The 25526-nt window shown below is 64.6% G+C and carries 19 protein-coding genes; 10 read left to right on the forward strand and 9 right to left on the reverse strand.

The window, feature by feature from the left end; genetic code table 11:
- Positions 1–432: 432 nt before the first annotated feature.
- The 3 genes from ABZ677_RS16305 to ABZ677_RS16315 are packed head-to-tail and all read right to left on the reverse strand — an operon-like array spanning position 433 to position 2647.
- The gene (locus tag ABZ677_RS16305; RefSeq protein WP_094634902.1) at positions 433–834 is read right to left on the reverse strand and encodes a RidA family protein; all 402 of its coding nucleotides are present in this window, start codon (positions 832–834) and stop codon (positions 433–435) included.
- Positions 831–1628: an IclR family transcriptional regulator gene (locus tag ABZ677_RS16310; protein ID WP_052047708.1), complete on the reverse strand. Its 798-nt coding sequence runs from the start codon at positions 1626–1628 to the stop codon at positions 831–833. Before ABZ677_RS16310 ends, ABZ677_RS16305 begins: the two co-directional genes overlap by 4 nt.
- Positions 1625–2647 carry a sugar kinase gene (locus tag ABZ677_RS16315; RefSeq protein WP_230596285.1) on the reverse strand — a complete coding sequence of 341 codons (1023 nt, stop codon included), beginning with the start codon at positions 2645–2647 and terminating at the stop codon, positions 1625–1627. The genes ABZ677_RS16310 and ABZ677_RS16315 overlap by 4 nt, the downstream gene beginning before the upstream one ends.
- 85 nt (positions 2648–2732) lie before the next feature.
- On the opposite strand from ABZ677_RS16315, the gene ABZ677_RS16320 reads away from it, so the two are divergent.
- The 4 genes from ABZ677_RS16320 to ABZ677_RS16335 are packed head-to-tail and all read left to right on the forward strand — an operon-like array spanning position 2733 to position 7760.
- On the forward strand, positions 2733–4058 hold the full coding sequence (locus tag ABZ677_RS16320; protein ID WP_358371014.1) for an amino acid deaminase: 1326 nt from the start codon (positions 2733–2735) through the stop codon (positions 4056–4058).
- A 14-nt stretch (positions 4059–4072) separates the two neighbouring features.
- Positions 4073–5686 (forward strand): D-aminoacylase, encoded by a 1614-nt coding sequence (locus ABZ677_RS16325; protein WP_358371017.1) that lies wholly within the window; start codon positions 4073–4075, stop codon positions 5684–5686.
- Positions 5683–6321, forward strand: coding sequence for a bifunctional 4-hydroxy-2-oxoglutarate aldolase/2-dehydro-3-deoxy-phosphogluconate aldolase (locus ABZ677_RS16330; protein WP_358371020.1), 639 nt, complete (start codon positions 5683–5685; stop codon positions 6319–6321). Before ABZ677_RS16325 ends, ABZ677_RS16330 begins: the two co-directional genes overlap by 4 nt.
- A complete protein-coding gene (locus tag ABZ677_RS16335; RefSeq protein WP_037191035.1) occupies positions 6318–7760 on the forward strand; it encodes a gluconate:H+ symporter in 1443 nt (480 codons plus the stop codon). Before ABZ677_RS16330 ends, ABZ677_RS16335 begins: the two co-directional genes overlap by 4 nt.
- A 34-nt stretch (positions 7761–7794) precedes the next feature.
- On the opposite strand, the gene ABZ677_RS16340 is transcribed toward ABZ677_RS16335, so the two are convergent.
- Entirely contained in the window at positions 7795–8904 is a 1110-nt protein-coding gene (locus tag ABZ677_RS16340; protein ID WP_094634934.1) for a hypothetical protein, read from the reverse strand.
- Between the two features lie 70 nt (positions 8905–8974).
- Positions 8975–10156 (reverse strand): FAD/NAD(P)-binding oxidoreductase, encoded by a 1182-nt coding sequence (locus ABZ677_RS16345; protein ID WP_358371024.1) that lies wholly within the window; start codon positions 10154–10156, stop codon positions 8975–8977.
- Positions 10157–10425: 269 nt separating this feature from the next.
- Here ABZ677_RS16345 and ABZ677_RS16350 point away from each other — a divergent pair, with 269 nt between their 5' ends.
- Complete coding sequence (locus ABZ677_RS16350) at positions 10426–10695, forward strand: hypothetical protein (RefSeq protein WP_037191031.1); 270 nt, start codon at positions 10426–10428, stop codon at positions 10693–10695.
- Positions 10696–10870: 175 nt separating this feature from the next.
- Positions 10871–11278, forward strand: a complete 408-nt coding sequence (locus ABZ677_RS16355; protein WP_358371027.1) for a VOC family protein — start codon at positions 10871–10873, stop codon at positions 11276–11278.
- Between the two features lie 12 nt (positions 11279–11290).
- Here the strand turns inward: ABZ677_RS16355 and ABZ677_RS16360 are convergent, their stop codons facing one another.
- Positions 11291–12265: a sigma-70 family RNA polymerase sigma factor gene (locus ABZ677_RS16360; protein ID WP_358371030.1), complete on the reverse strand. Its 975-nt coding sequence runs from the start codon at positions 12263–12265 to the stop codon at positions 11291–11293.
- Between the two features lie 91 nt (positions 12266–12356).
- Here ABZ677_RS16360 and ABZ677_RS16365 point away from each other — a divergent pair, with 91 nt between their 5' ends.
- The 4 genes from ABZ677_RS16365 to ABZ677_RS16380 all read left to right on the forward strand — a co-directional run bounded on the left by ABZ677_RS16365 (position 12357) and on the right by ABZ677_RS16380 (position 17016).
- Positions 12357–13337: a RelA/SpoT domain-containing protein gene (locus tag ABZ677_RS16365; protein WP_358371033.1), complete on the forward strand. Its 981-nt coding sequence runs from the start codon at positions 12357–12359 to the stop codon at positions 13335–13337.
- Between the two features lie 50 nt (positions 13338–13387).
- Complete coding sequence (locus tag ABZ677_RS16370; RefSeq protein WP_358371036.1) at positions 13388–14872, forward strand: DUF2079 domain-containing protein; 1485 nt, start codon at positions 13388–13390, stop codon at positions 14870–14872.
- On the forward strand, positions 14873–16123 hold the full coding sequence (locus ABZ677_RS16375; RefSeq protein WP_358371039.1) for a sulfite reductase subunit alpha: 1251 nt from the start codon (positions 14873–14875) through the stop codon (positions 16121–16123).
- A gap of 77 nt (positions 16124–16200) precedes the next feature.
- The gene (locus ABZ677_RS16380) at positions 16201–17016 is read left to right on the forward strand and encodes a hypothetical protein (RefSeq protein WP_358371042.1); all 816 of its coding nucleotides are present in this window, start codon (positions 16201–16203) and stop codon (positions 17014–17016) included.
- Between the two features lie 18 nt (positions 17017–17034).
- On the opposite strand, the gene recD is transcribed toward ABZ677_RS16380, so the two are convergent.
- Genes recD through recC form a run of 3 tightly spaced genes read right to left on the reverse strand, consistent with a single transcriptional unit; the run spans position 17035 to position 25507 of the window.
- The gene (recD, locus tag ABZ677_RS16385) at positions 17035–18897 is read right to left on the reverse strand and encodes an exodeoxyribonuclease V subunit alpha (protein ID WP_358371044.1); all 1863 of its coding nucleotides are present in this window, start codon (positions 18895–18897) and stop codon (positions 17035–17037) included.
- Positions 18894–22235 carry a UvrD-helicase domain-containing protein gene (locus tag ABZ677_RS16390; protein WP_358371047.1) on the reverse strand — a complete coding sequence of 1114 codons (3342 nt, stop codon included), beginning with the start codon at positions 22233–22235 and terminating at the stop codon, positions 18894–18896. Before ABZ677_RS16390 ends, recD begins: the two co-directional genes overlap by 4 nt.
- Positions 22232–25507, reverse strand: a complete 3276-nt coding sequence (gene recC, locus ABZ677_RS16395) for an exodeoxyribonuclease V subunit gamma (protein WP_358371503.1) — start codon at positions 25505–25507, stop codon at positions 22232–22234. The genes ABZ677_RS16390 and recC overlap by 4 nt, the downstream gene beginning before the upstream one ends.
- Between the last annotated feature and the right edge of the window lie 19 nt (positions 25508–25526).

The following is a 25526-nucleotide window of genomic DNA, read 5'->3' on the forward strand; positions in this document are numbered from 1 at the left end:
CAGTCATAAACATAAAGAGTCAAATCACTAGCAAAAAAACTCAACTAGCATTTTCAAACAACACCCGACAACAACCACCACAAGCGGATGGCTGACACATCGAATGCTTTCACCAAATAAATTCGGCACTGACATTCATCGACACACTGTTGAGTTCTCAAAGAACACGCACACACCGTCGCTGCCGTTTGCACGGTAACTTCGGGGCTTACACGCTCGAACCCCAGACATGACTCATTACTTTCGAGCCTTGCCTGGGTTGTTCAGTGCATACTCCGTACAACCTCGTTGTCCCAGTCCGTGAAGACCGGGTCGGTGTCCGTGTCGCTCTGACTCGACAAAAGTTACGCGAAGACCAACACATACGCAAATCGCCTGGTCAGATGTAATTTCTGCGTGAACATCTGACCAGGCAACCCGATGAGGGCTCCGTCAGACGATCGCAACGGCATCGATCTCGACCAACATCTCTTCCCTCGGCAGTCCTGTGAACACCGTGGTGCGACTCGGGAGTACGTCGCCGGAGGTGTGCGCCGACACGAACGCGCCATAAGCGTCGTTCATGATCGTGAAGTCCTCACGCTTGGTCAGGTACACGCGCAGCATCACGACGTCGTCGAACGTCGCACCACCGGCCTCGACGATTGCTTTGACGTTCTCGAGTGTGCGGGTGGTCTGCGCAGCGACATCGCCTGGGTAGAGGTATTCGCTGGTAGTGGGATCCACCGGCCCCTGTCCGGATACCTGCACGAACGGGCCCTTTCGCACTCCCTGGGAGAACGTGTGGGCGGGTGCCGGGGCTCCTGCGGTGCGAATTTCGATCTTCTCGCTCATTGTTTTCCTTCCGTCGGGCTCTTGTCGGTTGTCGTGCGGTCCTGGAGTTCCTGCGGCTGCCAGCCCAGCCCCTCGGATATTGCGGCTGCGGTCCGTTGCACTTCGGGCAGCGTCGCCAGTACTTGGTCATGGTCGAGCAGCATGTCGGGTACCGACATCGAGACTGCTGCCACGACGTCGCCGGTTCCGTTGCGCACAGCGGAGCCGATGCAGTTGACGAACGTCTCGTGCTCCTCGCGGTCCTCCGCGAATCCCTGTGCGAGCACGAGGTCCAGCTCACGTAAGTAGTGCTCTGCCGTTCTGATTGTTCGTTCGGTGAACGGCGTGTAGGTGATGCGCTGCGCAATCTGCTCCCGCTCCACCTGTGGGCGTGCAGCGATCAGTACCTTCCCGACGGCTGTGCAGTGCAACGGCGCAGGCTTGCCGACCCGCGAATACATCCGCACGCTCTGTTTGGCGTCGAACTTGTCTATGTAGATCACCTCACCCGCTTCGTACGTTGCCAGATGAATGGTCTGACCGGTGATCGTGTTGAGTTCCGCCAGATGCGGCCGGGCAATGCTCCGCACGTCACGCTGTTCGAGCGCATGGTTGGCGAGCTCGAACAATCTGGATCCGAGCTGATATCGGTGATCCGCGTCGTGCTGAACGAATCTGTCGGCTTCCATCGTGCGAAGCAGCCGCAGCACGGTCGTCTTGTGGACCTCGAGTACCGACGCCAACTCGTCGAGTGATCGCGGTCCGTCGCCGAGCAAGCCGAGAAGTGTCATCGCCCGCGCGAGACTCTGACTCATTGGAATACCCCCGAGTGACGCGCGGCAGTCGCTGCGTAGTCCAGCCTCGCCCAATCGACGTCGGCCAGTTCCGCAAGTTCGGTCAGCACCGCGAGGGGAAGCACCGAAGCGATGTCGCCGTGCCCGGTGAGGGCACCCGCCGCACACAGATGCCCGAACCGAACGCGCTGGACGGAACTCCTACCCAACAGCAGTCCGGTCAGGTACCCGCCCGCGAATGCGTCTCCGGCACCGATCTTTTCGACGACGTCGAGCTTCAGCGCCGGCACGTCGACCCGAGAGGTTCCCTCGAATGCCGTCACGGTGTGTGCGTCGTTCTTGATCACCAGATGGTGTGGTTGCGGAAACATCTCGCGCAGCTCGTCGGGATCGGACGTGCCGAACACCAGCGCAGCTTCGTCGGCACCCATGGACACCACATCGCTTCCTCGAACATGTTCACCGAGGACATCTGTGGCTGCGTCCGGCCGAGACTTCCACAGCGCCGGCCGATAGTTCAGATCGAAGCTGACGAGGGTGGGCAGATCCATCAAGGATCTCGTCAGATCGGCGGCGGTATCCGAGATGGCCACGGTGATTCCGGTGAAATGGACCAAGTCGGCACGAGCCACCAGGTTCGCCGCATTCCCGTCGATGTCTCCGGGCGACAGAGCACTCGCCGCCGAGCCGGCACGGAAGTAGGTCATCGCACTGTCTCGGCATGCGAGGTCGTGGCGGTCGTCGGAACCCGAGCCGCGTTGCTTCACGTACATGCCAGTGGGTCGCTCGTGATCGATCGTCACACCGGAGGTGTCCACACCTGCCGCGACCAATTGGTCGACGAGGTACCGGCCGAATCCGTCGTCGCCCACTCGCGAGATCCATGATGCATCGACGCCCAGTTGACCGAACACCCTGGCCACGTTGGCTTCTGCACCCCCGGCGGTGCGGTCGAACGTCTCCGATTTCTCCAGTGGGCCAGGCTCGGCGACCAGAACGACGAGGCCTTCGCCTACACACACCGCTCGTGGTGCTTTCACGTCGATCTCCTCGAACTCTTGCGGGAACGCTGACTTTCGTTGCAGACTACAAACCATAAACACATTGCGCAACCAGCGTTGCATAATGCGCAACGCATGTGGATTCACTGAGACCAAGGAGACGACCGTGATCGACATCGATGCCGTCGAGGCGCTCAGCCGCCGAGTGCTCGGACCCGAGCACAAGGCGTTGCCCCCCAGGTCGTGGGGGCACACCGTCGAGAGTTTTCTCGCCACGTCGCCACGGCTCTCCGAGTTCACGACGCCCGTACTCACACTCGACCGGGCACGCATCGCGTCGAACATCTCGGTCATGGCCGAATGGACGGCGCGTGCAGGAATGCTGCTCGCACCCCACGGCAAGACGACGATGGCCCCTCAACTGTGGAGGCAGCAACTCGACGCGGGAAGCTGGGCCATCACCCTCGCCACCGGATGGCAGGTGCAAGCAGCGCGCGCGTTCGGGGTCGACCGAATCGTTCTCGCCAACGCCGAGATCGACCCCGTCGCGTTGACATGGATTGCGGGCGAGCTGGATTCGCATCCGACATTCGAGTTCTACTGCTGGGCGGACAGCGTCGCAACGGTGAACGAGATGGACCGCATACTGACGGCGCAGGGAACGCGCCCCATCCCGGTCATCGTCGAACTCGGTGGCCCGCACGGTCGAACCGGCGCACGCACGACAGACGAGGCGACCGCGGTCGCTCGTGCGATCGCGTCGTCGCCGCGGCTGGCGTTGGCCGGGGTCGGCGGCTACGAGGGCGCACTGAGCCACGACCGGACCGACAGCGGCCTCGCAGCAGTTCGGGCCTATCTCGAGAACGTCGCAGCCCTCCATCGCGCGCTCGATGCCGAAGGGTTGTACGGCGAGCATGCGATCGTGACCGCAGGCGGCAGCGCCTACCAGGATCTCGTTGCCGAGCAGTTGCAATCCCTCACCACCGGAGACGGTGTAGCTACCGACGTCGTGCTGCGCTCGGGTGCCTATGTGGTGCACGACGACGGCTTCTACTCGCAGATCTCACCCCTCACTCCCGCCCGCACCGACGCGCCGCTGCTGTCGGCGATGCACGGATGGGCTCGGACGGTCTCCCGGCCGGAGCCCGGTCTCGCGCTGCTCGACGCGGGCAAGCGGGACTTTCCGTTCGACGAAGGACTGCCTGTCCCCCAATCGGTCCGGGGAGGCGAAACTCTCGACTCCGGTGCCGAAATCACGGCGCTGAACGATCAACACGCGTTCCTCCGTCTACCGGCCGAGGACAGCACGGCGCTCCCGGTGGGATCGGTGGTGCGGTTGGGCCTGTCTCACCCGTGCACCGCTTTCGACAAGTGGCGTCTGATTCCCGTCGTCGACGACGCCGACGGCGACGATCCCCGCGTCGTCGATCTCGTGCACACATTCTTCTAGAGAGTCGAAACCTCATGCCCGATACCCTCTTTCGAGGTGCCGACGTCATCGACGGCACCGGGTCACCGCGACTGCGTCGTGACGTTCTCGTCCGCGACGGAATCATCGCCTCGATCGCCGAACCCGGCACCGTTCTCGGTGCCGACAGAATCGTCGACGCCACTGCGGGGCAGGTCCTGTCCCCCGGGTTCATCGACATGCATGCCCATTCCGATCTGCGTCTGCTGACCGACCCCGACCACTTCCCGAAGATCAGTCAGGGCGTCACCACCGAGGTCATCGGACAGGACGGCATCGCCTACGCTCCGATCGACGACGCGACACTCGATGTGGTGCGGCGTCAGATCGCCGGATGGAACGGCAATCCCGTCGACCTCGACTTCTCGTGGCGTTCGGTCTCGGAGTACCTCGATCGCCTCGACCAGGGAATCACCCCGAACGCTGCCTATCTCGTTCCCCAGGGAACATTGCGATACCTCGCGGTTGGCCCTGATCAGCGACCCGCGACGCCGTCCGAGATCGCCCACATGCAGGAGTTGTTGGCGCAGGGCCTGCAAGAAGGTGCCGTCGGAATGTCGAGCGGTTTGACGTACACGCCCGGAATGTATGCCGACACCAGCGAATTACGCGCGCTGTGCGAGGTCGTCGCCGACTTCGGTGGGTTCTATGCACCGCACACTCGGTCGTACGGCGCCGGCGCGCTCGACGCGTACCAGGAGATGCTCGATCTCTCGAGGGATACGGGATGTGCGCTGCATCTGACTCACGCGACGATGAACTTCGGCGTCAATCGGGGCCGGGCACGTGAGTTCTTGGACCGCGTCGACTCTGCGATCTCGGACGGATGCGACGTCACCCTCGACACGTATCCGTATCTGCCCGGGGCCACCACTTTGTCTGCGCTGCTGCCGAGTTGGGCAATGTCGGGTGGCCCGGATCGCGCGCTCGAACGCCTCGACGATCCGGACATGCGTCGACGCATCGCACAGGATGTCGACGTCGACGGGTCCGACGGCTGCCACGGCGTGACCGTCGAGTGGGAGACCATCCAGCTCAGCGGTGTCGCGAATCCGGAGCTCGATCGCTACGTGGGGCGCACGATGTCCGATATCGCGGCCGACAAGGGGCGCGCGCCGGTGGACGTGTTCTTCGACTTCCTTCGCCGAGACGCTCTGGCCACCACCATCCTCCAGCACGTCGGCCACGAGGAGAACGTGCGAGAGATCATGGCGCATCCACGCCACATGGGCGGCAGTGACGCGATCCTGGTCGGCGAGAAACCGCACCCACGCGCCTGGGGAACCTTTCCCCGCTACCTGGGTCACTACGTCCGAGACGAGCAACTGCTCTCGCTGGAGGACTGCATCAATCACCTGACCGGCCGTCCCGCTGCGCGGCTCCGCCTGCGCGCCCGCGGCACGATAGCCCTCGGCCACGCAGCCGATCTCGTGCTGTTCGATCCTGCCACCGTGCGCGACACCGCCACGTTCGAGAATCCGAAACAACAGGCCGACGGCATCAGCCACGTCATGGTCAACGGTGCGTTCGCCATCGACGATCGACGTCCCACCCACTCTCTTGCAGGCCGTGCCCTGCGACTCGATTCCATCGGAAAGCAGACAGCATGAATGCACTGTCCACAATTCTCGCGGACCGCGCACTGTCGGTGGTCCGCGCGCCTCACATCTCCGATCCTGTTGCGCTGGCAGATGCGCTCTCGCGCGGCGGAATTCGGGCCCTGGAGTTGACCTTCACCACACCAGGCGTGCTGGCGCTGGTCCGCACGGCATCGAACGCCGGTGCAGTCGTCGGGGCGGGCACCGTCCTGACCGCCGACCAAGCGCGGTCGGCAATCGACGCCGGGGCGAGCTTCGTCGTGACTCCTGGGCTCCGTCCTGACGTTGCCGCGATCGTCACCGACGCCGGAATCCCGCTGATGATGGGCGCGCTCACCCCGTCCGAAGTGATGACCGCCCTCGATCTCGGGGCGGATGCCGTGAAGATATTTCCGGCACGGACCGTCGGGCCCGCGTATTTCAAGGATCTGCTCGGCCCCTTCCCCGACGCGCAACTCGTTCCGTCCGGCGGAGTCAACGCAGGTAACGCGGCTCAGTTCCTGGCATCCGGTGCCGTCGCAGTGACGGCAGGCACCGATGTGGTTTCACCGGCGTCGGTTGCGGCGGCCCAGTGGGACGACATCACCGCGCGAGCGCAGGCGTTCGTGGCGGCTATCAGCGCAGACATCAAGGAAGGCTCGTCATGAATTCTGTCGTCGACTGGCTCAGAACCTCCACGCCAGGACTACTCGTATTGTGCGGCATCGCAATTGCTGTACTGCTCATCGTCATCATCAAGGTCAAACTCGAACCGTTCATCGCACTTCTCATCGTCGGCCTCGGATTGGCTCTGGCTGCCGGTTTGCCCGTCAACGAGATAGTTGGCACCGCCATCAAGAGCAACGAATCGCTTCTCGAAACCGGGTTCGGCGGCATCCTCGGGCACATCGCAGTCATCATCGGACTGGGAACGGTCCTGGGCGCGATTCTCGAAAAGTCCGGTGGCGCACAGGCACTGACCGCCAAGCTGCTGGGCGTCTTCGGAGAACGCGGAGCACCCATCGCAATGGGCCTGTTGGGTCTGATCTTCGGCATCCCGGTGTTCTTCGACATCGGCATCTTCGTGTTGGCACCGTTGGTCTACGTGGCGGCGCGCCAAGGCGGAAAGTCGTTGGTGCTCTACGCGCTGCCGATGTTGGCAGGATTGTCCATGACGCACGCTTTCTTGCCGCCACATCCAGGTCCGGTTGCCCTCGGCGGGTTGCTCGAAGTGAACCTGGGCTGGCTCATCCTGTTCGGATTCATCTGCGGAATACCAGGATTCATCGCCGCCGGCCTGGTGTGGGGTAACTGGATCGGCAAACGCATCATCGTCGACGTGCCCGAGGACTTCATCAACGACGGAAACGACGCGAGCACAACCGAGGGTGGAGGCGCAGGCACGGTCGCCACCAAGCGTCCGGTCGTCACCACGCCGCCGTCGGTGGGCACCATCGGAGCGATCATCGCGGTTCCACTGGTCCTGATCCTCGGCGCCACGTTCGGCAGCATCCTGCTCGATCCCGGCAACCTACTCGAAGTACTGACGTTCTTCGGCACCCCGGCCGTCGCGCTTCTGATCGCAGTTCTGATCGCGTTCTACGTTCTGGGAATTCGACGCGGATCCACGGTCCAGGAACTGAGCAAGCTGACCGGAGAGTCGCTTCGTCCGGTGGGCATGCTGTTGCTGGTGGTCGGCGCAGGCGCGTTCTTCGGAAAGGTCATCTCCGCCACGGGAATCGGCACAGCCCTGGCCGACACCATGGCGGCCGCAGGTCTTCCCATCATCGTGCTGGCGTACATCATCAGCTGTGCGCTCAGGGTCGCCCAGGGGTCGGCAACCGTGGCCATCGTGACGACCGGCGGCATCGTCGGACCACTGGTCGCAGCCCAGGACTACTCGGCTCCGGCCGTCGCGCTGATCGCCATGTCCATCGCAGCGGGCTCGATCATCGCCAGCCACGTCAACGACGGCGGATTCTGGATCATTGCGAAGTTCTTCAACCTGACCGTCAAGCAGACACTGCAGACATGGACGGTTCTCGAGACAATTCTGTCCGTGGTCAGCTTCGCCGTCGCAGGAATCCTCTTCGCGATCATCGCCTAGAGCCAGTGGCGCGGCTATGTGCCCTCGGCTGCACTCAGTCGCGCCACTGCGTCCGCACTTGATCACCGACGAAATGTGTGTTCTCGGCGGACATTTCCCGGCTCCCCGACCTCCCGACGAGATCATCGATCCGATCGTCCAAGCTGTGCGCTCGGGCCATCGCGTCGGAGGTGCGGGCCTCGGTCTCCGAGGACTCGACCACGTTCGCGAGTCGTACCAGCGCGGCCACCCGTCCGGTCAACTGTTTCCACACCACTTCCAGTGCGCCACGACGAGATTCGACCTGCGCTGCGGTCTCCTCGTCGACCATCGTTTCACCGATCCGGTTCAGCTCGGTCGCTACCGTTCGCAGCGACGTGGCATCGAGCGAGATCTCGGTGAGTTCGACGAACAGGTCCAGCTGATTGCGCTGGATCTCGAAGTAGGTCGATTGCCATGCAGGCGACCGACGCACTCGATCGAACGAGGTGCCGGCAAGGAACAGCAGCGTGTCGTAGCGATCGACGAAACGGTCGTCCTTTCGGTCCACGAATTGATCCACCATTCCGGTCGCCCACTCGACCCTGTCGGCCACCGGCGTTCTGCGCGCCAGCGTGCTCACCCGATCCGTAGCCGCATCCACCAGTGACAGGCCACGCTCGGCGATCGGGCCGAACTTCTGTGGCGCAGGCGTTCTCGTCAGCGCATCGAAGACCGCGTCCCGTTGGTCCAGATCGAGATGCACACCTTCCCGCCGCTCCTTTCGCGCCGCACGTACTCCGTTGGCGTAGTGCCGATTGGACATCACCACGGTGGTGCGGTGGTGATCGACGCGTTTGGTCAGCTCGGCAGCTCGCAGTCGGTACACGAGCGCCGATCCGGGCTTGCTCGTCGTGTCCTTGGCGAGCCAGCGATCGCGCTCGTCGACCAGAGTGCGCAATGCGCCGAATCCCCCGATCGACGGGAGCGAGCGCCCTGCATGCCATCGGTCGACGAGTACGACTCGGGTGGCCTGGTCCACTCGGCCGGCAGCGATGGCGACAGCGGCCGCGTCGGACAGTGGCTCGGAACGGCCGGGCAACCGGCAGTCGGCGCAGCGGCGGTGGACCTCGTCGTCGAACCGGGCACGCTGTTCGGCCGACCCATTGCCATCGAATTCGGACATCGTCTCTCCTAGATCGCGCCGGATCGCCGGTGTCGTCGACCGATCGCTCGCCATCGAGTGTTCCAGAATTTCAGATCAGTCCGCGCAACGATTGCTCGGTCTGCGGCTTCTTCTCGGCCAGCAGGGTGCGTGCCACGTCGAGGCCCTCCCAGACGTTCCACATCAGTACGCCCCGAACCACGGCATCGTCGTCGAGGTAGTAGACGACGCCTTCCTTGCCCACCGACTTCCAGTCCTCGACGACGCTCAGCGTCGTGGACACCGTGCCGATCGCCTGATAGCCGTCGTCGTAGACATCGGAGTAGAAGTACGGGGTGTAGCTGTAGGGATCTGCGGCGCCGGCCATATTGCGTCCTGCGGCCTTGCCCATCTCGGTCGCGTTGTCGACATGCTCGATACGACGGCGTCCGAGGATGGCATCGGGGTAGTTCGCCACGTCACCGGCGGCGTAGACGTGCTCGTCCTCGGTCCGGAGGAACTCGTCGACGATCACGCCGTCGTCGACCGACAGCCCTGCAGATTCGGCCAATTCCGTGTTGGGTCGCACGCCGAGTCCGAACACGACGCCGTCCGCCTCCACGGTCGAACCGTCGTCGAGTTGGAGTTGTACGCGCGCCGACGCCTCGGCTCCGGACACGACCCTCGTTCCCCGGCGCACGGTCACACCGTGGCCGGCGAATCCCTTGTCGAAGCCGGCAGCCAGGGTCGGCGGAAACATATGTCCCCCGAGTACGGCATCCGACGTCACCAGTGTGACCTTCACATTCTGGAGAGACAGGGCAGCTGCGATTTCGGTGCCGATGTATCCGCCGCCGACCACGGCGATGTGATCGGCGGTCTTGGTCAGCTCGCGCAGCGCCCGGTAGTCGGCGAAGGTGCGGAAGTACACCACGCGGGGGCTGGGAGCCAGTTCGATGCGCGTCGGCGTTGCGCCGGTCGCCAGGAGAAGCTGTCCGTACTCGTGGTGTTCTCCGGATTCCGTGGTGACCGACGAGTCGGAGCGGTCGACCGACACGACTCGAGTTCCGGTGTGCACTTCTGCGCCGGTGTCGGAGGCCGTGTCGAGCGAGACCTGATCACGGCCGAACTCCGGGTCGGTCCACAGCTTCTTCGACAGCGCCGGCCGCGTGTACGACGCGTCCGGGTCGGTGCCGAGTATGCCGATGGAGCCCGTCGTGTCCTGCTCGCGGATTCCGCGAGCCGCGCTGTCCGCGACCATTCCCCCGCCGATGATCAGGTAGTCGTAACGCATCGTTCACTCCTCGAAAGTCGACGTCGTTCACTTCGCGGCTACCCGGAACAACGCGAGAAGAATCCTCGGAGCCGCTCCGTCCGGGAACCCCGCAGGTGGAGGAACCGACCGGACTGTATGCAGCATCACACCCCGAAGAGGTTGGCCCAGGCCCATCGAGTGGGCATCTTGGTCTGGGCGACGAAACATCGTTTTTACTCGGGCCGAGCTGTAACGGTTCCGGCCGACCGAACGACTCACACCTCAGGACGCGAACAAAAGGAGACGATGTGACTGTTCAGATCGATTCGCTCGCAATTGGCACCGACAACGCCGATATCGCGACAGCTGACGTCGACCAGCTCTTCGACGAAGTTTCAACGCTGGACGCCACCATCATCGACGCCATCGAGCGTCGCACCCGCCTGGCGCGCACGCTTGCTGCGGCAACGCCGGACGCCACCGAGTCGGATCAGGCATCCGATCCCTATGCAGACCTCGGCAACGACGGCCACGTCTTCTCGCGGATGCTCTCGCGCCTCGCGCAGATCACGCGATAGCCACACCCCCCTTCAGCTTCGCAGTCCGCGACCCCGTCGAGCATCCGCTCGGCGGGGTCGCGTCGTGTCTGCACATCTGCACCCGATGACTTTTCGGATCGAGAGCTGTCAGTACGAACAAGACCGTCGTTCGACGGTTCGACGCAGCAGGCTCTTCCAGAAAAGGTGTGTATTCATGTCCCGTTCGCTGTTCGCCAACATGCCCGTCCGCGACGTCGTCGCAACCCGCAGATTCTTCGAGGGTCTCGGATTCCAGTTCAACGATATGTTCAGCGACGAGAATTGTGCATCGATGGTCGTCAGCGATCAAGCGACCGTGATGTTCCTGGCCACCTCGCGATTCGAGGACTTCATCTCGGACTCGATCTGCGACACTGGCTCGGCCCGGGAGGTACTGATGTGCGTCTCTGCCGACAGCCGTGAGGAAGTCGACTCGCTCACCGACGCGGCGATCGCCGCGGGTGGATCGAAGTGGATGGAGCCCCAGGATCACGGGTTCATGTACGGCCGGGCGTTCCGAGATCTCGACGACCACGTCTGGGAAGTGATGTGGATGGATCCGTCGGCCGTCTCGCAGGGCTGACCGAACGTTCGACTAGAGGCGGTCGGGCAAACCGAATCGATCGAACAGCGTCAGATCGAAGAAGCAGGTCACGTGCCCGACCCCTCTGGCATCGACATCGAGAACGTGCAACTGGAACGCGCGGTGCACACCGTCCTCGGCCAGCATGTAGAGCCCGTATGCGGGTTGACCGTTGGCAGAGGTGGCCACCATCCGCATGTCGCCTGCCCCGTTTGCGGGGCAGTTGTTCCTGATGAGAGATCCGATAGTCTCGCCACCCTGGTACCACCCGACGAACGGCGGCATTTCCCACACTGCATCCGAGGTGAACAGCGTGACCAGTCGGTCGATGTCGTAGCTCTCGAAACACTCCACGTACTGGGCGAGAAGTTCCTGTAATTCCGCGGATTCGATGGGCTCGACGTTGTCGAGCGCGGGCGCGATCTCGTCGAGCCGCTCCCGCGCTCGCTGCAGGAGGCTGTTCACTGCTGTCGTCGTCGTGGCGAGAACCTCGGCTACCTCCGATGCTTTCCACTGCAACACTTCGCGCATCAGCAGCACCGCGCGTTGCCGTGACGACAGATGCTGCAGGGAGGCGACGAAGGCGAGCCGCACGGATTCCCTCTCCACCACGATCGAAGCCGGATCACTCGCATCCGCCAGTTCGGAATCGGCGATCGGCTCGAGCCACGGAATCTCGTTGTTCTGCACCAGTTCGTCGGTGGGGCCGGAACTCGGTGCACCCAAGCCTGTCGGCAAGGGACGCTTCGCCCGGCCGTCCAGAGCGGTCAGACAGGTGTTGGTTGCGATTCGGTACAGCCATGTGCGCAGGGACGAACGGCCCTCGTATTTGGCGTAACCCCGCCATGCGCGAATGTACGTCTCCTGCAACAGGTCCTCGGCATCGTGGATCGACCCGGTCATGCGATAGCAGTGCGCGAGCAACTCGCGACGAAAGGGATCGAACTTCTCGACGAAGTCGTCCTTCTGTTCCGAGGCCACGGTCATGCGGTAGAGCGTAAACCGGACGCAGTCGCGCCACAGCTCGAACGCGCGCCGTCGAGAGGAATGCCGACACTTCTGCGTTAACCTCGGCATCGTGACATCGGCAACGAGTATCGACGACTTGGTCGAAGAGCTGTACCTGCAGCGTCGTCGAGCGTGGGAAGCCGCACTCGTCACGGCGCAGAACTTCCTCGAAACCATCGCCGACGAGATTCTCGAGGACGTCGATCGAGACCGACTCAATGCGCAGACTGCACGCATCAAGGACCCGGTCAGATCGGCCGACAAACTGCGCCGCTATCTGTCCGAGGGCCGCATCGCCGAGCCGACCGACGCCGATGCCGTCGCCGAGGCGTTGCCCGATCTCGTCGGCGTCAAGGTGCTGTGCAAGACCCCGCGCGATCAGCTGACGTTCGTCGCTGCGCTCGAGCGTGCGTGCAACGACCCGGAATGCTCCGTGCGGTTCGCACAACCACCCACCGATTACGTCGCCTTTCCCAAGCCGAGTGGCTACCGCGCGTATCACGCCGTGCTCGTCGTTCGAGTGGCCACGCATCAGGGCGATCTCGACGTGAAGGTGGAAGTTCAGGTCAAGACGCGCCTGCAGGACGCCTGGGGCGAGCTGACCCACGAGGACATGTACAAGCCCGGTGAGGCACTCAAGCCGACCAAGAAGCACACCGACTACGCCGCGCACATGGCCCACCTGCTCGATCAGGTGGATGCGATGGCCGACGATCTGGCCGCGCAGCTCGACTCGTTGACGGCCGCATCGAAGGACGGGGGCGTGCTTGCGGCCGCCCCGATTCCGAAGGATCCGGATTTCATCAGCGCCCGGGTCACCCGCACCGGTCCGCGCTACGCACTCGCCGTCGGACCCGACGGCCGTAGAGGCCTCGTTCCCGCACGATCGGTCAAGGCAGTCATCGGCTCGACCGACCGGATCGCCGTCAACGACTACCTCGAGGTGGGCGACTTCATCGACGTGGTGGTGGAAGATTCCGAGGACGCGCTCTACTACCACCTCACCTCGCAGCCGCCACGACGCAAGCCCGCGAAGAAGCGCAAGCGCTGACCTGGAGTTCTCAGCAACGTCTCACGTCGGTCCGGTAGACATGCCTTCTCGTGACCACTACCGAGAAATCCACGGTCGTCACCGATGCCGACAGTGTCGACACCGCGACCGACAGAACAGCCACCGACAGAACCGCGACCGCGGACCGGCGCGCAAGATTCCGCTCCGCCGAGACTCTGGTGCCTGCCGTCTCGTTCGCCGTGCTGGCGACGCTGTACGCAGTGATGTCCGTCCTCGGCCATCGCCAGCTCCGTACATCCGGATTCGACCTGGGCATATTCGTTCAGCAGATCGCGTCGTACTCGCAGTTCCAGGCACCGACATCGGACCTGCTCGGCACCGGCTACAACACCCTCGGTGACCACTTCTCGCCCATCACCGCGTTGCTGGGACCTGTCTACCGGCTGTTCCCGCACGCCGAGACGCTGCTGATCGCGCAAGCCGTGTTGTTCGCGCTTGCCGTGATTCCGATCAGCCGACTGGCGGTACAGAGATTCGGCACGATCGTCGGCATCGTGACGGCCGCGGCGTTCGGACTCTCCTGGGGCGTGCAGGCCGCGTTGAACTTCGACTTCCACGAGGTGGCGTTCGCGATGCCTCTGCTGGCCATGTCGATGGTCGCGCTGGTCGATCGGCGCTGGCTGCCGGCCCTTGCCTGGGCTCTACCCCTCGTGTTCGTCAAGGAGGACATGGGCCTGACGGTGATCGTCATCGGGGCATTGGTTGCGCTGTCGACGAGCGGCCGAACGCGCATCCTCGGGGCGCTGACTGCTGTATGGGGACTGACCTGGGTGGTTCTCGCGGTCAAGGTGATCGTCCCGGCCCTCAGCTCGGACAACTCGTACGACCAGGGTTCGAAGCTGCCTCCCCTGGGAGAAGGCATAGCCGACACCGCACACGGGCTGGTTGCCGGCGATTCACGGGCGGCCACCGCCTTTCTGCTGCTCGCTGTCACCGGCTTCTTCGCTCTGCGCTCTCCGCTGCTCCTGATCGCCGTCCCGACGGTCGCGTGGCGCTTTCTCAGTGACAACACCAACTTCTGGAAGCCGATCTACCACTACAACGCGATCCTCATGGTCATCGTGTTCATCGCTCTGCTCGACGCATTGGCGCGTAGCCACCGGCACGGTCAGCTCACCGAACGCGGCCGAAAGCTGATCGTCGCGTTCGTGGCAGCGTTCGCGGTCGTCGCACTGCCGTTCCTGCCCATGTCACGGGTGGTGCAAGCGCAGGAGTGGACGATCGATCCGCAGGCCGAGACCACCCGAGATATCTCCGAGTGGATTCCCGCCGGTGATCGAGTTGCGGCGTCGAACAATCTCGTGGCCCAACTCGTCGCCGACCACGACGTGTCGGTCTTTCCGCAGCGCACGACCGATTCGACCGTGCCGGATTGGATCGTCGTGAACCGCGAACGGCCCGCGGGTTGGCCGACGGACGAGACCGGCGATCGTCAGGCGATCAGCCGGGCGCTGGCGAGCGGATACGACGTCGTCTTCTCCGTCGACGGAATCGAGGTCCTGCACCGCGAGTGAGTGGTCCCGATTAGTGTTCGAACGAGTCGACCTCCCACTCGACTCACAGAGACGACTACTGCAAGGCAGGTACAGGACATCGACGCTCGAACCGGCGATCTCGGCGCCACCAAGACCGCATCGAAGCGCTCACCGTGGAATCGGAAGAATCCCTACCGCGCGCAGATTCTGAGCAACCGACGCCTCTCCGGTCCCACGTCGGCCAAAGAAGTTCGACACTTCTCGCTCGCGCTCGGCGAGAGCGGTATCGCCTACGAGGCCGGCGACGGATTCGGCGTCAAGCCCGTCAACGACGCGGCGCTGGTCTCGGCAGTGATCGAGCGTCTGGGTGTGCCTGCCGACACCGCGGTCCACACGAAGTCGGGCGAGATCACCTTGGCCGATGCCTTGACCACGGACTACGAGATCGGCATCCCGCCCATGGATCTGATCGAGGCCGTGGCCGAACGCGCCGGTGACGCCGAGCTCGATCACGTTCTGCAGAACGGCGACCGCGCGTCGTTCGACGCCTGGACCTGGGGTCGCGACGTCGTGGACGTTCTCGATCTCGATCGGTCGGGAGCGTTCGATCCAGCCGAATTCCTCGGGTTGCTGCGTCCTCTGCAACACCGGGTCTACTCGATTTCGTCGTCGCCGCTCGCGCACGAGGGCACCGTCCATCTGACCGTCTCGACGGTCCGATACCGGTCGGCCGAGCGTGATCGCGGTGGCGTCTGCTCGACGTACTTGGCCGATCGCGTCGAGGACGGACAGCAGGCCGGAGTGTTCCTGTCCGCCAACAAGTCGTTCCGCCTCCCCTCGGACGACACCCCGATCATCATGATCGGGCCGGGAACCGGAGTGGCACCCTTCCGAGCATTTCTGCACGAGCGGCACGCACGCGGAGCCAGAGGCGAGAACTGGCTGTTCTTCGGCGATCAGCATCGAACGAGCGACTTCCTCTACGAGGACGAACTCACCGAGTTCGAGCGCAGCGGTCTGTTGACGCGACTCGATCTGGCCTTCTCCCGTGACCAGCACGAGAAGATCTACGTGCAGCACCGCATGTGTGAGGCCGGAAAGCAGCTGTACGGGTGGCTCGAAGCGGGCGCGCACCTGTACGTGTGCGGCGATGCGACGCGCATGGCCAAGGGCGTCGACGAGGCACTGCACGAGATCGTCGCCGAACATGGTGGCCGCTCCCCCGACGCCGCCGAGGACTACGTCAACGACCTCAAGCAATCCAAGCGCTATCTGCGCGACGTGTACTGACTCGGGTTCTTGTCGGACCCTCTCGCTACGGTCTCGGATACAGGCATCAGTTCTCGTCCGAGAAGAGGGTTTGCATCGTGACCGCATTGCAGAACGGCCATTTCGACTCCACCACCGCGCTCGCGTGGGCCACGTTCACCGAGAACCTGCATGCTCGTCTTCGAACCTTGCCGAGGGGCGACTACATCACGGTTTCCGCCGCTCAGGCGAGCCCGGGCGAGCGTGGGTTGCGCCCGTACATCGATGTGGCGGCGACGAACCGCGGCGTGCTGGTGTCGGTGGCAGCGCTGCCGTCACTGCTGTACCCGGATGCCCCGGACACGACGGCCATGGATGTGCAACTACTCGACTGCGGATGGCTGGATCGAGGCAAGCCGGTCGCAGACGGGTCGATCATCGATCTCACACGAACCGACGCCCGAGCAGATGCGGCGCTCGTCGCGGAGATGATCACGCGCGTGTTCCGAGAGATCTGGAACGTCCCGCATCCGTCGTTCCTGAGCGTGTGGAGCGTGGCGGCCGACGGTGCATCATCGGGGCCGGTCGACCTGCAACGCGGGATCGTCGGTCGCACGACCGGCACCGCGACCGAGAGTCCGTCGGAGTCGTCCGACGACGTTCCTGCCGAGCTGACGGCACTTCAGACGCTGTGCCAGTTGATCGGTCGGCGCGTCGATGCGCACACCGTTCGATCGGTGTGCGCCGACGGCGATCTCGACGCGTTGAAAGCGCGAGCAGTCTCGCTGCATCGATCGGCCGCTGTTCGGGCCCGCCCCGACGACGCGAGTGCGGAGCACTCGGTCGCGGTATGGAAGAACCTTGCCCGCACCTGGCTGCTGGTCGCGCACAGCATGGACGCCGTGACGAGGGCAGACCGGCATGCGTGCCGGTGACGAAGAGGATACGACGAACTACAGGATCTTTCGGCGCAGGCCGCTCGCCCGCAGCACCTGACGTTCGACGCCCGCGCGGATGGCCTCTTCGGTACCGATCACCCGTACGTGCGATCGTGCACGAGTAATGGCGGTGTACAGCAGTTCTCGGGTCAACAGCGTCGATGCCTCGGCGGGCAGCAGAACCGACACGGTGTCGTACTGACTGCCTTGACTGCGGTGGATCGTCATTGCGTACACGGTGTGTACCGAGGAGAGCACATTCGGGTGAATCAAGACGTGGCCACGACCTCGCGGAAACGCCGCCATCGGAGTTCCGTTGTCTCCCAACACCACAACGCCGGTGTCCCCGTTGTAGATCCTCGCCTCGTGGTCGTTGGCCGTCACCAACAACGGCTGTCCGGGGTACCAGAGCGAGGGGTCGAGAAACGTTCCGCTGCCTTCTCCCACCCACTCCATCGCCTGCCGGTCCCACCGCGAGACCCCCCATCGACCCTCGCGGTGAGCGCACAGGAGGCGATGTTTCTCGAGCCCGAGCAGTGCTGCGGTGGCATCTCCTCGTACGGCGGCGGCGGTGACCTCGGCGGCGGTGTCGATCACGTCGGAACGCAGGGCGTCGACGTCGTCGGGGCTCTGGAACGAAATCTCCTCCGCACCGGACTCGAGCAGCGCCATCACGTCGTCGCCCCGGCCGTCTCGCACGGCCACGGCCAGGCGAGCGATGGCTCCGCCGAACCGTCGGCCACGACTGAGCCGAACGACGCCGCCGCGCAGTCGGTCTCGCTCGAATGCGCTCAGAGCGGCTTCCGCGGGATCCTCGGCTGCGGCGAAGTCCACGTCGACGAGCTGCGCCAGAATCGGGTTCTCGATGCCGGTGACCGGCCTGGCCACCAGATCTGCCAGCACTGCGCCTGCGTCGACCGACGTCAGCTGATCCGGGTCTCCCACGAGAATCAACCGAGACTCCGGACGCACGGCTTCCAGTAGCCGACACATCATCGTCAGAGACACCATCGAGGTTTCGTCGACGACGATGACGTCGTACGGCAGTCGGTTCTCGGCGTCGTGCCGAAACCTCGTCTTGCTACCGGGCTTCCATCCCAGAAGTCGGTGCAGCGTCATCGCTTTCAGGTCTGCTGGAAGTCCGAGGAGCCCGGCTTGTTCGGACACGGACTCCTGCAACCGGGCTGCGGCTTTGCCGGTGGGTGCGGCGAGCCCGATGCGCAGATCGCTTCCGTGTTCGCGGACGAGAAGCGCCAGAATTCTCGCTACTGTATGGGTCTTTCCGGTTCCCGGTCCGCCTGCGATGACCGTGGTCCACTGCGTCGCCGCCAGCGCTGCCGCTATTCGCTGTCGATCGGGAGCGGCCGTCGGTGCGCCAGACTCGTCCACGAACAGCGCGGCCAGCGCGTCGCGGATCTCGTCTGCATCGGCGGCCGGGTGGGATTGCGAACGCACGTCGAGGAGATCTCGAACGGTGCTCTCCTGCAAATGGTATCGGTCCAGGTACAGCAGCTCACCCTGATCGGTGTCGACCAGTTTCAGCGGTCTCAACGGTCCATTCGGACTGCCGAGCACCAGTGGACTCACCCTCAGTGCTCCGAGCACGTCGTCGAGCTCCGGCCACGGAAGTGCGCTCGGATCGACGTCCGAATCCTCGTCGACGGTGACGTCTCGCAGTCGTCGCAGATCCAGACATACCGAGCCCGATCGCACCGAGCGCACCGTCAGAGCAGTGGCGAGCAGTACATGCTCCGACGACTCCCCGGCCAGGGCACCGAGGCGCAACGCCACGTGCACGTCGGATGCCGACAGCACACCCACGTCGTTGAAGGTGCGCAGGATTCCACTGCCGCGCAGTGCAATCGAGACTCCGGTCATCGGGTCACCCTCCCCGCGAGCAGGTCCGACAGCTCGACCACCAGAGCTGCGGGCGGATTCCAGTCGAACACCCCGCACCCGGCGGGGGTCTGCGGTCCGACCATGCCCCGCACGAACAGGTACCGGATACCGCCGAGGTGTAGCTGCGGGTCGTAGTTCGATTGACGCCATCGCAGATATCGATGCAGTGCAACGGCATACAGGATTGCCTGCAGCGGATAATGCGAGCGGATCATTTCCTGGGCCATCTTCTCGCGCGTGAAGTTGCCGGTGGTCAGATCGCCTCTGGCGATTCGATTCGTCTTGTAGTCCACCACGACGTACCGCGGTCCGGACACGCGAAGAATCGAGTCGATACTTCCGGTGAGGAACCCGCGCAGTGGTGTCGCCTCCAGATCGTCGAGCAGATCTGCATAGGACGCGAGCACGTCCGCCGGATCGAGGTGGTGTCGCAACAGCCGCGCCACGGACTTCAACGTGACCGTGTCCGCCACCGGATCGTCTCCGCCGGCCAAGGGCAGCTCGAAGTCGAGTTCGGCCAGATGGTCTGAGGGCGCTACGTCGGCCAGCGTCCCGAATCCCAATGGTGTCTGCATCACCGGCAGAAGCGCTTGTGCCAATGCCACCGGATCGACCTCCGCCATCCGCGACGCGACCGCGGCAGCGCAGCGGCGCTCGAGTTCCTCGAGCAGATCGGGTGCGGACGTGTCGACGTGTTCGAGTGCCTCGTGGACGAGCGTTCCGAACGCCGCGCCGGCAGGCATGCCGTTCATCGGTGACGCGATTCCGTCCAGCTGTTCGTCGATGTACTCGCCTCCTGGGTATTCGGCGCCCACCGACGTGTCGGCGGGCTCGTCCGACTTCTCGGGATGCTCGGCCTCGCTGGTCACTCCTACCTCGGGCCGGCCGGGCGCGGCGTCGTGAGCGTGAGCTGTCAACGCGGAGTACGACGTTCGACGCCACAGGAGGTCGAGGGTTCGATCGAATCGTGCGGCAGCGACGTCGAGGTGCGGTTGCTCGGGACGAATCCAATGTGCGGTGGACGGCTCACCGGGTCCCACCGGTTCGACCGAGATGAGGTCGGCTGCCGACCCGACCCAGGATTGGAGCCGGTTCGCAGTCGTCGCGTCGTCGAAAACCTTGTAGGACGGCTCCGGCAGAGCAATTCCGGGGATTCGTCCGAACAGCATGCGGTGCAGCGAGGACGTCGCGGTGTTGCGGCCCGGTGCCCACCACAGCACGATCCGGCTCTCGGCGCGGGTGAGACCGACGTAGAGCAGTCGCAGTTCCTCGCCCGCTTCCTCCTGGTCGTTGAGAATCTTTCTGGCCGCGTAGCCCGTTCCGGACGGTCCGCCGACGTCTCGGATTCGCGTGCCGTTCTCGTGCAGCAACAGCGTCGACGGCTTGCTGAAGTACAACGTGTCCCAGGCGTAGGGCAGATAGACGACCGGGAATTCGAGCCCTTTGCTGCCGTGTGTCGTCATGATCTGCACTGCTGCGGAATCACTGTCGAGTCGTCGACTGCGGTCGGTCGACCCGCCCGCTGCCGGTTCCTTGATGCGGTCGGTCAGCCAGCGAGTGAGGGCGGTGATTCCGTAGGACTCGGATACCGCTGCGCGGTTGAGTAATTGGGCGATGTGCCGCAGATCGGTCATCGTGCGCTCACCGGCTTCGACCGCGAGCAACCGGGCATCGAGTCCGGACTGGGCCGACACCCGCTCGAAGACTGCCGCGAACCCGGCCTCGTCGAACAGCACCGAATACTCGCGCAGCCGACTGCTGACCTGGGACAGCGCGTCCTCGGCCCCGGAGTCGAGCTGCGCTGCGGTCCACCCGAGCAGCGGAGTCAACGCGGCGAGACGTACGCGATCGGTGCGATGAGGTTGCTCGATGGCCTGCAGCAACCACAGCCAGTGTCGGGCACTCTCGGTGCCGAACACGCTGGTGCTGCTCGACACGACGGACGGGACCCCGACCGCGTCGAGTGCGTCCCGAATCAAGGCCACCTGCTTGGTCGTTCGGGTCAACACGGCAATGTCTCGCGGTTCGATCACCCGAGGGCCATCCGGTCGCTCGATCACGGCATGTCCGGACAACAGCTCGACGATGTCCGCCGCAACGTCTGCTGCAACCCGGGATCGGAGTCGGTCGACTGCCGGAAAACCCTGCCGCAGTGGACCGGCGCCGGTTCGCGGCAGATAGCGCAACCGCAAAGGCGGATGTCCGACCATGCGTGAGAGAGGGTTTCGAGGTTCGACTCGGTGCACCACGATGTCCTCGTGACCGAGGGCCGCACCGCCGTACAGATGATGCAGGGCGTCGAGCAACCCCGAATCACTACGCCAGTTGGCAGTGAGCTCGTAGAGATGGTCCGCGGTCTGCACCGCGTCGAGGTAACTCAGCACCTCGGCTCCGCGGAACGCGTAGATGGCCTGCTTCGGATCGCCGACGAGGATGAGCGTCGTGAATCCGTGAAACGCCCGCCGCAGAATGTCCCACTGCATGGGGTCGGTGTCCTGGAACTCGTCGATCAATACGACGCGGAATCGGTCTCGCACTCGCGCGCAGGCGGCCTCGCCGTGGACGGGGTCGGACAACACCGAATGCAGAAGTCCCAGAAGATCGTTGTAGTCACGCAGCCCGAGCAGGCGTTTGCGACGTTCGATCTCACGGCGCGCTTCCCGGGCGAACCGCACACGAAGTGCGGGCTCGCGGTTGCCGTCGTCCTGGTCCTCGGTGTCGGGATACAGAATCGACTGTTGGTCACCCACGGCCGCCAACGCCAACTGCTGAGCGTCCCGCCTGCTGAATGCCGGTGCCTCGTCGTCACCGCTGAACATCTGCAGATACAGGTCGTCCACGACCTGTTCGAGTAGGTCCGAAACCGCTTCGACGAACGCCGATTCCGGTTCGCGCTCGCCTGCGATGCCGAGGCCGTCGAGCATGCGCTGACAGAAACTGTGCGTGGTGACGATGGTTCCGGCGTCGAAGTCCGACAGTGCCCGACGCAACCGTCGACGCCGCCGGTCCACCTCGGCGTCGTCGACTGCGGCCAGAAACGCCACGAGTGGATCCCGAGATACCCGAGCGGCGTCCGGGTCTGCCAGGTCCCGGGCGATCGACGCGAACCTGCTTCGGGTGCGATCACGCAGTTCCTGGGTCGCGGCCCGACTGAACGTCACCAGCAGCAGGTCCGAGATCTCGGCGATCCCTTCGGCGATGTATCGCGAGGCCAACCCCACGATCGCGTACGTCTTGCCGGTCCCTGCACTGGCTTCCAGGACGGTCGTTCCGGTAGGCATCGGACCGAGCAGGTCGAATCCGCGGGCGGCAGTCATGCGTTCCCCATGTTCTCGGCGGTCAGCAACGGGTCCCACAGTGTTCGAGCGAGAATCCCGAAGCGGCTCTTCTCGTTCGTCGGCTCCGTCTCGTCGGCGAGCGGGGCGGCGGCGAGCAATGTCTGGAACGACAGGGTCGAACCATGGACGTACCGCAACGATCGATCGGTCCCGTCGCCGAAGTCGCCCCGCCAGGCCCACGTTGCCGAGTCGTAGCCGTCCTCGATGGATCCGCCGCCGAACCGCTTCTCCGCGTACGCCGACGCGGTACCGGTCGAGATCGGCAACGGCGAGGTCATTCCACGGTCCCGCAAGTTCACCAGCTCCCTCAGGACGGCGACGGGGTCCAGCGGGGCGCTGAGCCGAGAGCGACGAGGCGGGCGCATCCCACTCGCGCGGCCGATGGTGACGGCGCTCCACTCCCCTGCTTCCGATGCCGCTACCGCCAGCAACCGCACCCACGCGGCCAGTCGATGCTTGGCGGCCAGGCGGGAGTACGAGGAGCGCGCCAGCGTGCGGCCGTGAATTCCGGTGACGGTGCCGGTCAGGCGTCGTCCGTCGCCGAGATCGACCGCGACGTCGATCGTCTCGGCCGGACCCTCGTGGAAGGGAGCGGCCGCGTCGGCGATGATTCCGACGATCTGCCGGATGTCGGACATCTCCCGGCGGCCCTGATGGAACGGCGGGAGGGTGCCGCGCCGCCACTCGGCGTCGGCGAATTCTCCGATGTCCCCACCAGCGAGCACCGCGGCAAGCATCCGATCACCGATGTTCCATCGGGACAACGGATCCAGCTCGATGTCCAGGCTGTCCGCCAGGTCGTCCTCGAGCTCGGGAACGCGGAAGCCGAGCCGTTGGCGCAGAAAGGCCTGCACCGGATTCTCGACGAAGGCGATGAGTTCGGCGAGCTCGACGTCCCCGCGCTCCGCCGGAGGAAGCGCGTCGGGCAGAAACGGTGCCACCGGATCGGGCGTCCGTTGCTGGGACACCGCTCCGGCCAGGGCAACCGTGTCGAAGCTGAACGGGTGTTCGGCCTCGAAGTTGTGCGGATCGAACGGCTGCAACGGATGCCGATGTTCGACGCTTCCGCCCGCGGTCACCTCGAGCACGTCCATCAACTCGCGCAGTGGGATCGCGGGCGGCTTGGCCGAACCGTCGACGGGGTCTGCTCCGGTGTAGAACAAGAGCAGTTTTTCCTCCGCCGACATCACCGCGTCGAGGAGCAGTTGCCGATCCTCACTGCGAATATCTCGTTCGCCGACGGCCGGATCGCGGGCGAGGATGTCGTCTCCGTCGATACTGCCCACTCGGGGGAACACCTCGTCGTCGAGTCCGAGCAGCACCACCACTCGGTGCGGCACCGAGCGCATCGGCACCATGGTGCACACGGTCAGCTCGCCGGTACGGAAGTTCGATCGGGTGGGTCGGCCGGCCAGTCTGCCGGCCAGCATGGCACGCACGTCCGCGAGTCGTAGCTCGGCGGTGCCGCCGTGTTCGGTGGCGTCGGCGATCTCGCGATGTGCCTGTGCCAGTTGCCATTCGTCGGCCGTGGGCACGTCGGCGAGCAGATCGAGGGCGCGCCCCAGCTGCCGCGTCCACTCGGTCACCGATGCCGGACCGGCCAGTGCGCGGAGCACCGAGGCGAGCCGATCCACCAACTCGGCGAAGCGGCCGGCGAGGGTGATGTCGTTGCTGTCGACATCGTCGAGAGGCAGCGCGAGGTCGAGGTACTCGTTCCGAGTCTCGTCCGCGGCCACTCCCAACAGGATGCGATCGAGCGCCGATTTGAAGGTGTTCTGTCGAAAACCGTTCAAGCCATAGGCTTCTCGTTGCCGAACTGTCAATCCCCAGCGAGCACCGGAGCTCGTCACCCATTCGCGCAGGCGCTCGAGATCGTCGTCGGTGAACGAGAACTTCTCCCGTACCGGACCACTCGCGGCGAAGTCCAACAGCTCGCTCGCCGTCACCCGGCCCTCCGAGAAGTCCAGCACCGTGGCGATGACGTCGAGGACGGGGTTGGTGCGACGCAGGCCCCGATCGGCCAGGCGCACCCGCAACCGGTGTCCGGGATGCACCAGCGCCGCCTGCCCGAAGTTCGCGCGGATCAGCGGCGCGTAGGTCTCGACATCCGGGCACATCACCAGCACGTCCCGTGGTTCGAGCGTCGGGTCGCCGGTGAACAGATGCAGCAACGACTCGCGCAGAACCTCCACCTGCCGAGCCGGTCCGTGGCACGCGTGAATCTGCACCGATCCGTCCACGAAGGTTGTGCCGTCGTCGAATTCGGCAGAAGGAGGCGAATCGGCGGTGATGTCCGCCTGGATTCGGCCGAGCAGGGTGTTCGCTGTTTGCGGGCCCTCGTGATGCACGGTGCGCGTCGCCACCGACGCGATGGTGGCCTGCAGTTCTCGTACGTCTCGCGACAGGCCTGCCAGCAGGGGATGCTCGACGGCCAGAGCTGTCGTGTCGTCTCGTCGGCGCGTCACCGCCGGAATCTCGGCGAGGGTGCGCCACATCGACGGACTGGGATGCGGAACCCAGATGTGCACGTCGCGAGCCTGCGACAGCGCACTCAATATCTCGAGCTGATCGGTTGTCAGCCGGGTCGGACCGAACACCGACAACCGGCTCGGCAGGTCCACCGACTCCGGTGCGTCCCGGAGTCGGGCGCAGGTCTGCGGCAGGCGTTCGGCTGGGCTCGGGCTGCCGATCCGCTCGCGTATCGCGGCCCACACTCGCGGTTGCCACAGCAGGTCCTCGTCGAGATCGCCGCCGTGGCCGTCGGTGAAGCGCCCGTCGAGCCAGTCGCGCAGCATCTGGGGACGCTGAGATCCGTAGGTGCGAAACAGGTCTGCCACATGCGATGCCGTCGACCAGCGGCGTCCCGCCCGATGATCCTCGGAACCTGCACCGAGGTGCTTGAACAGCACTGCCGCCCAGGTCTCGGTGCGACACTCGTCGATCACCTCCAGCGCGGTCCAGAGAACCCGGCCCGGAGCCCAGGGATCATCGTCGGGGTCCATGTCGTCGACCGCGGCAATGGCGCGCGAGACCAACCGCGACGGGCTCGGGAAGTCGATGTTGGCTGCGATACCGTCGCCATTCGATCCGCCCAGTGTGCTCGACAGTCGCTGCGTGAGCCACCGCTCGACGCCCTTCGCCGGGACCGACACGATCTCGGGCACGAACGGATCGGCCAGCGGTACGGACAGGATGTCGGCGAGTGCAGCCGCGAGTGTTCCGGCGCGTTCGGCGCGGTGGAGCGTCAACACCGTTGCGGTCCCCTGCCTG

The organism is Rhodococcus sp. NPDC006774 (assembly GCF_040636045.1).
GTDB lineage: Bacteria > Actinomycetota > Actinomycetes > Mycobacteriales > Mycobacteriaceae > Rhodococcoides.

Bases quoted from the DNA above. Each gene is read 5' to 3' on its own strand.
- ABZ677_RS16335 (WP_037191035.1), top strand. From the start codon at position 6,318: ATGAATTCTGTCGTCGACTGGCTCAGAACCTCCACGCCAGGACTACTC.
- ABZ677_RS16360 (WP_358371030.1), bottom strand. From the start codon at position 12,265: ATGACCGTGGCCTCGGAACAGAAGGACGACTTCGTCGAGAAGTTCGAT.
- ABZ677_RS16390 (WP_358371047.1), bottom strand. From the start codon at position 22,235: ATGACTGCCGCCCGCGGATTCGACCTGCTCGGTCCGATGCCTACCGGA.
- ABZ677_RS16305 (WP_094634902.1), bottom strand. From the start codon at position 834: ATGAGCGAGAAGATCGAAATTCGCACCGCAGGAGCCCCGGCACCCGCC.
- ABZ677_RS16310 (WP_052047708.1), bottom strand. From the start codon at position 1,628: ATGAGTCAGAGTCTCGCGCGGGCGATGACACTTCTCGGCTTGCTCGGC.
- ABZ677_RS16330 (WP_358371020.1), top strand. From the start codon at position 5,683: ATGAATGCACTGTCCACAATTCTCGCGGACCGCGCACTGTCGGTGGTC.
- ABZ677_RS16345 (WP_358371024.1), bottom strand. From the start codon at position 10,156: ATGCGTTACGACTACCTGATCATCGGCGGGGGAATGGTCGCGGACAGC.
- ABZ677_RS16325 (WP_358371017.1), top strand. From the start codon at position 4,073: ATGCCCGATACCCTCTTTCGAGGTGCCGACGTCATCGACGGCACCGGG.
- recD (WP_358371044.1), bottom strand. From the start codon at position 18,897: ATGACCGGAGTCTCGATTGCACTGCGCGGCAGTGGAATCCTGCGCACC.
- ABZ677_RS16355 (WP_358371027.1), top strand. From the start codon at position 10,871: ATGTCCCGTTCGCTGTTCGCCAACATGCCCGTCCGCGACGTCGTCGCA.
- ABZ677_RS16320 (WP_358371014.1), top strand. From the start codon at position 2,733: ATGCGCAACGCATGTGGATTCACTGAGACCAAGGAGACGACCGTGATC.
- ABZ677_RS16340 (WP_094634934.1), bottom strand. From the start codon at position 8,904: ATGTCCGAATTCGATGGCAATGGGTCGGCCGAACAGCGTGCCCGGTTC.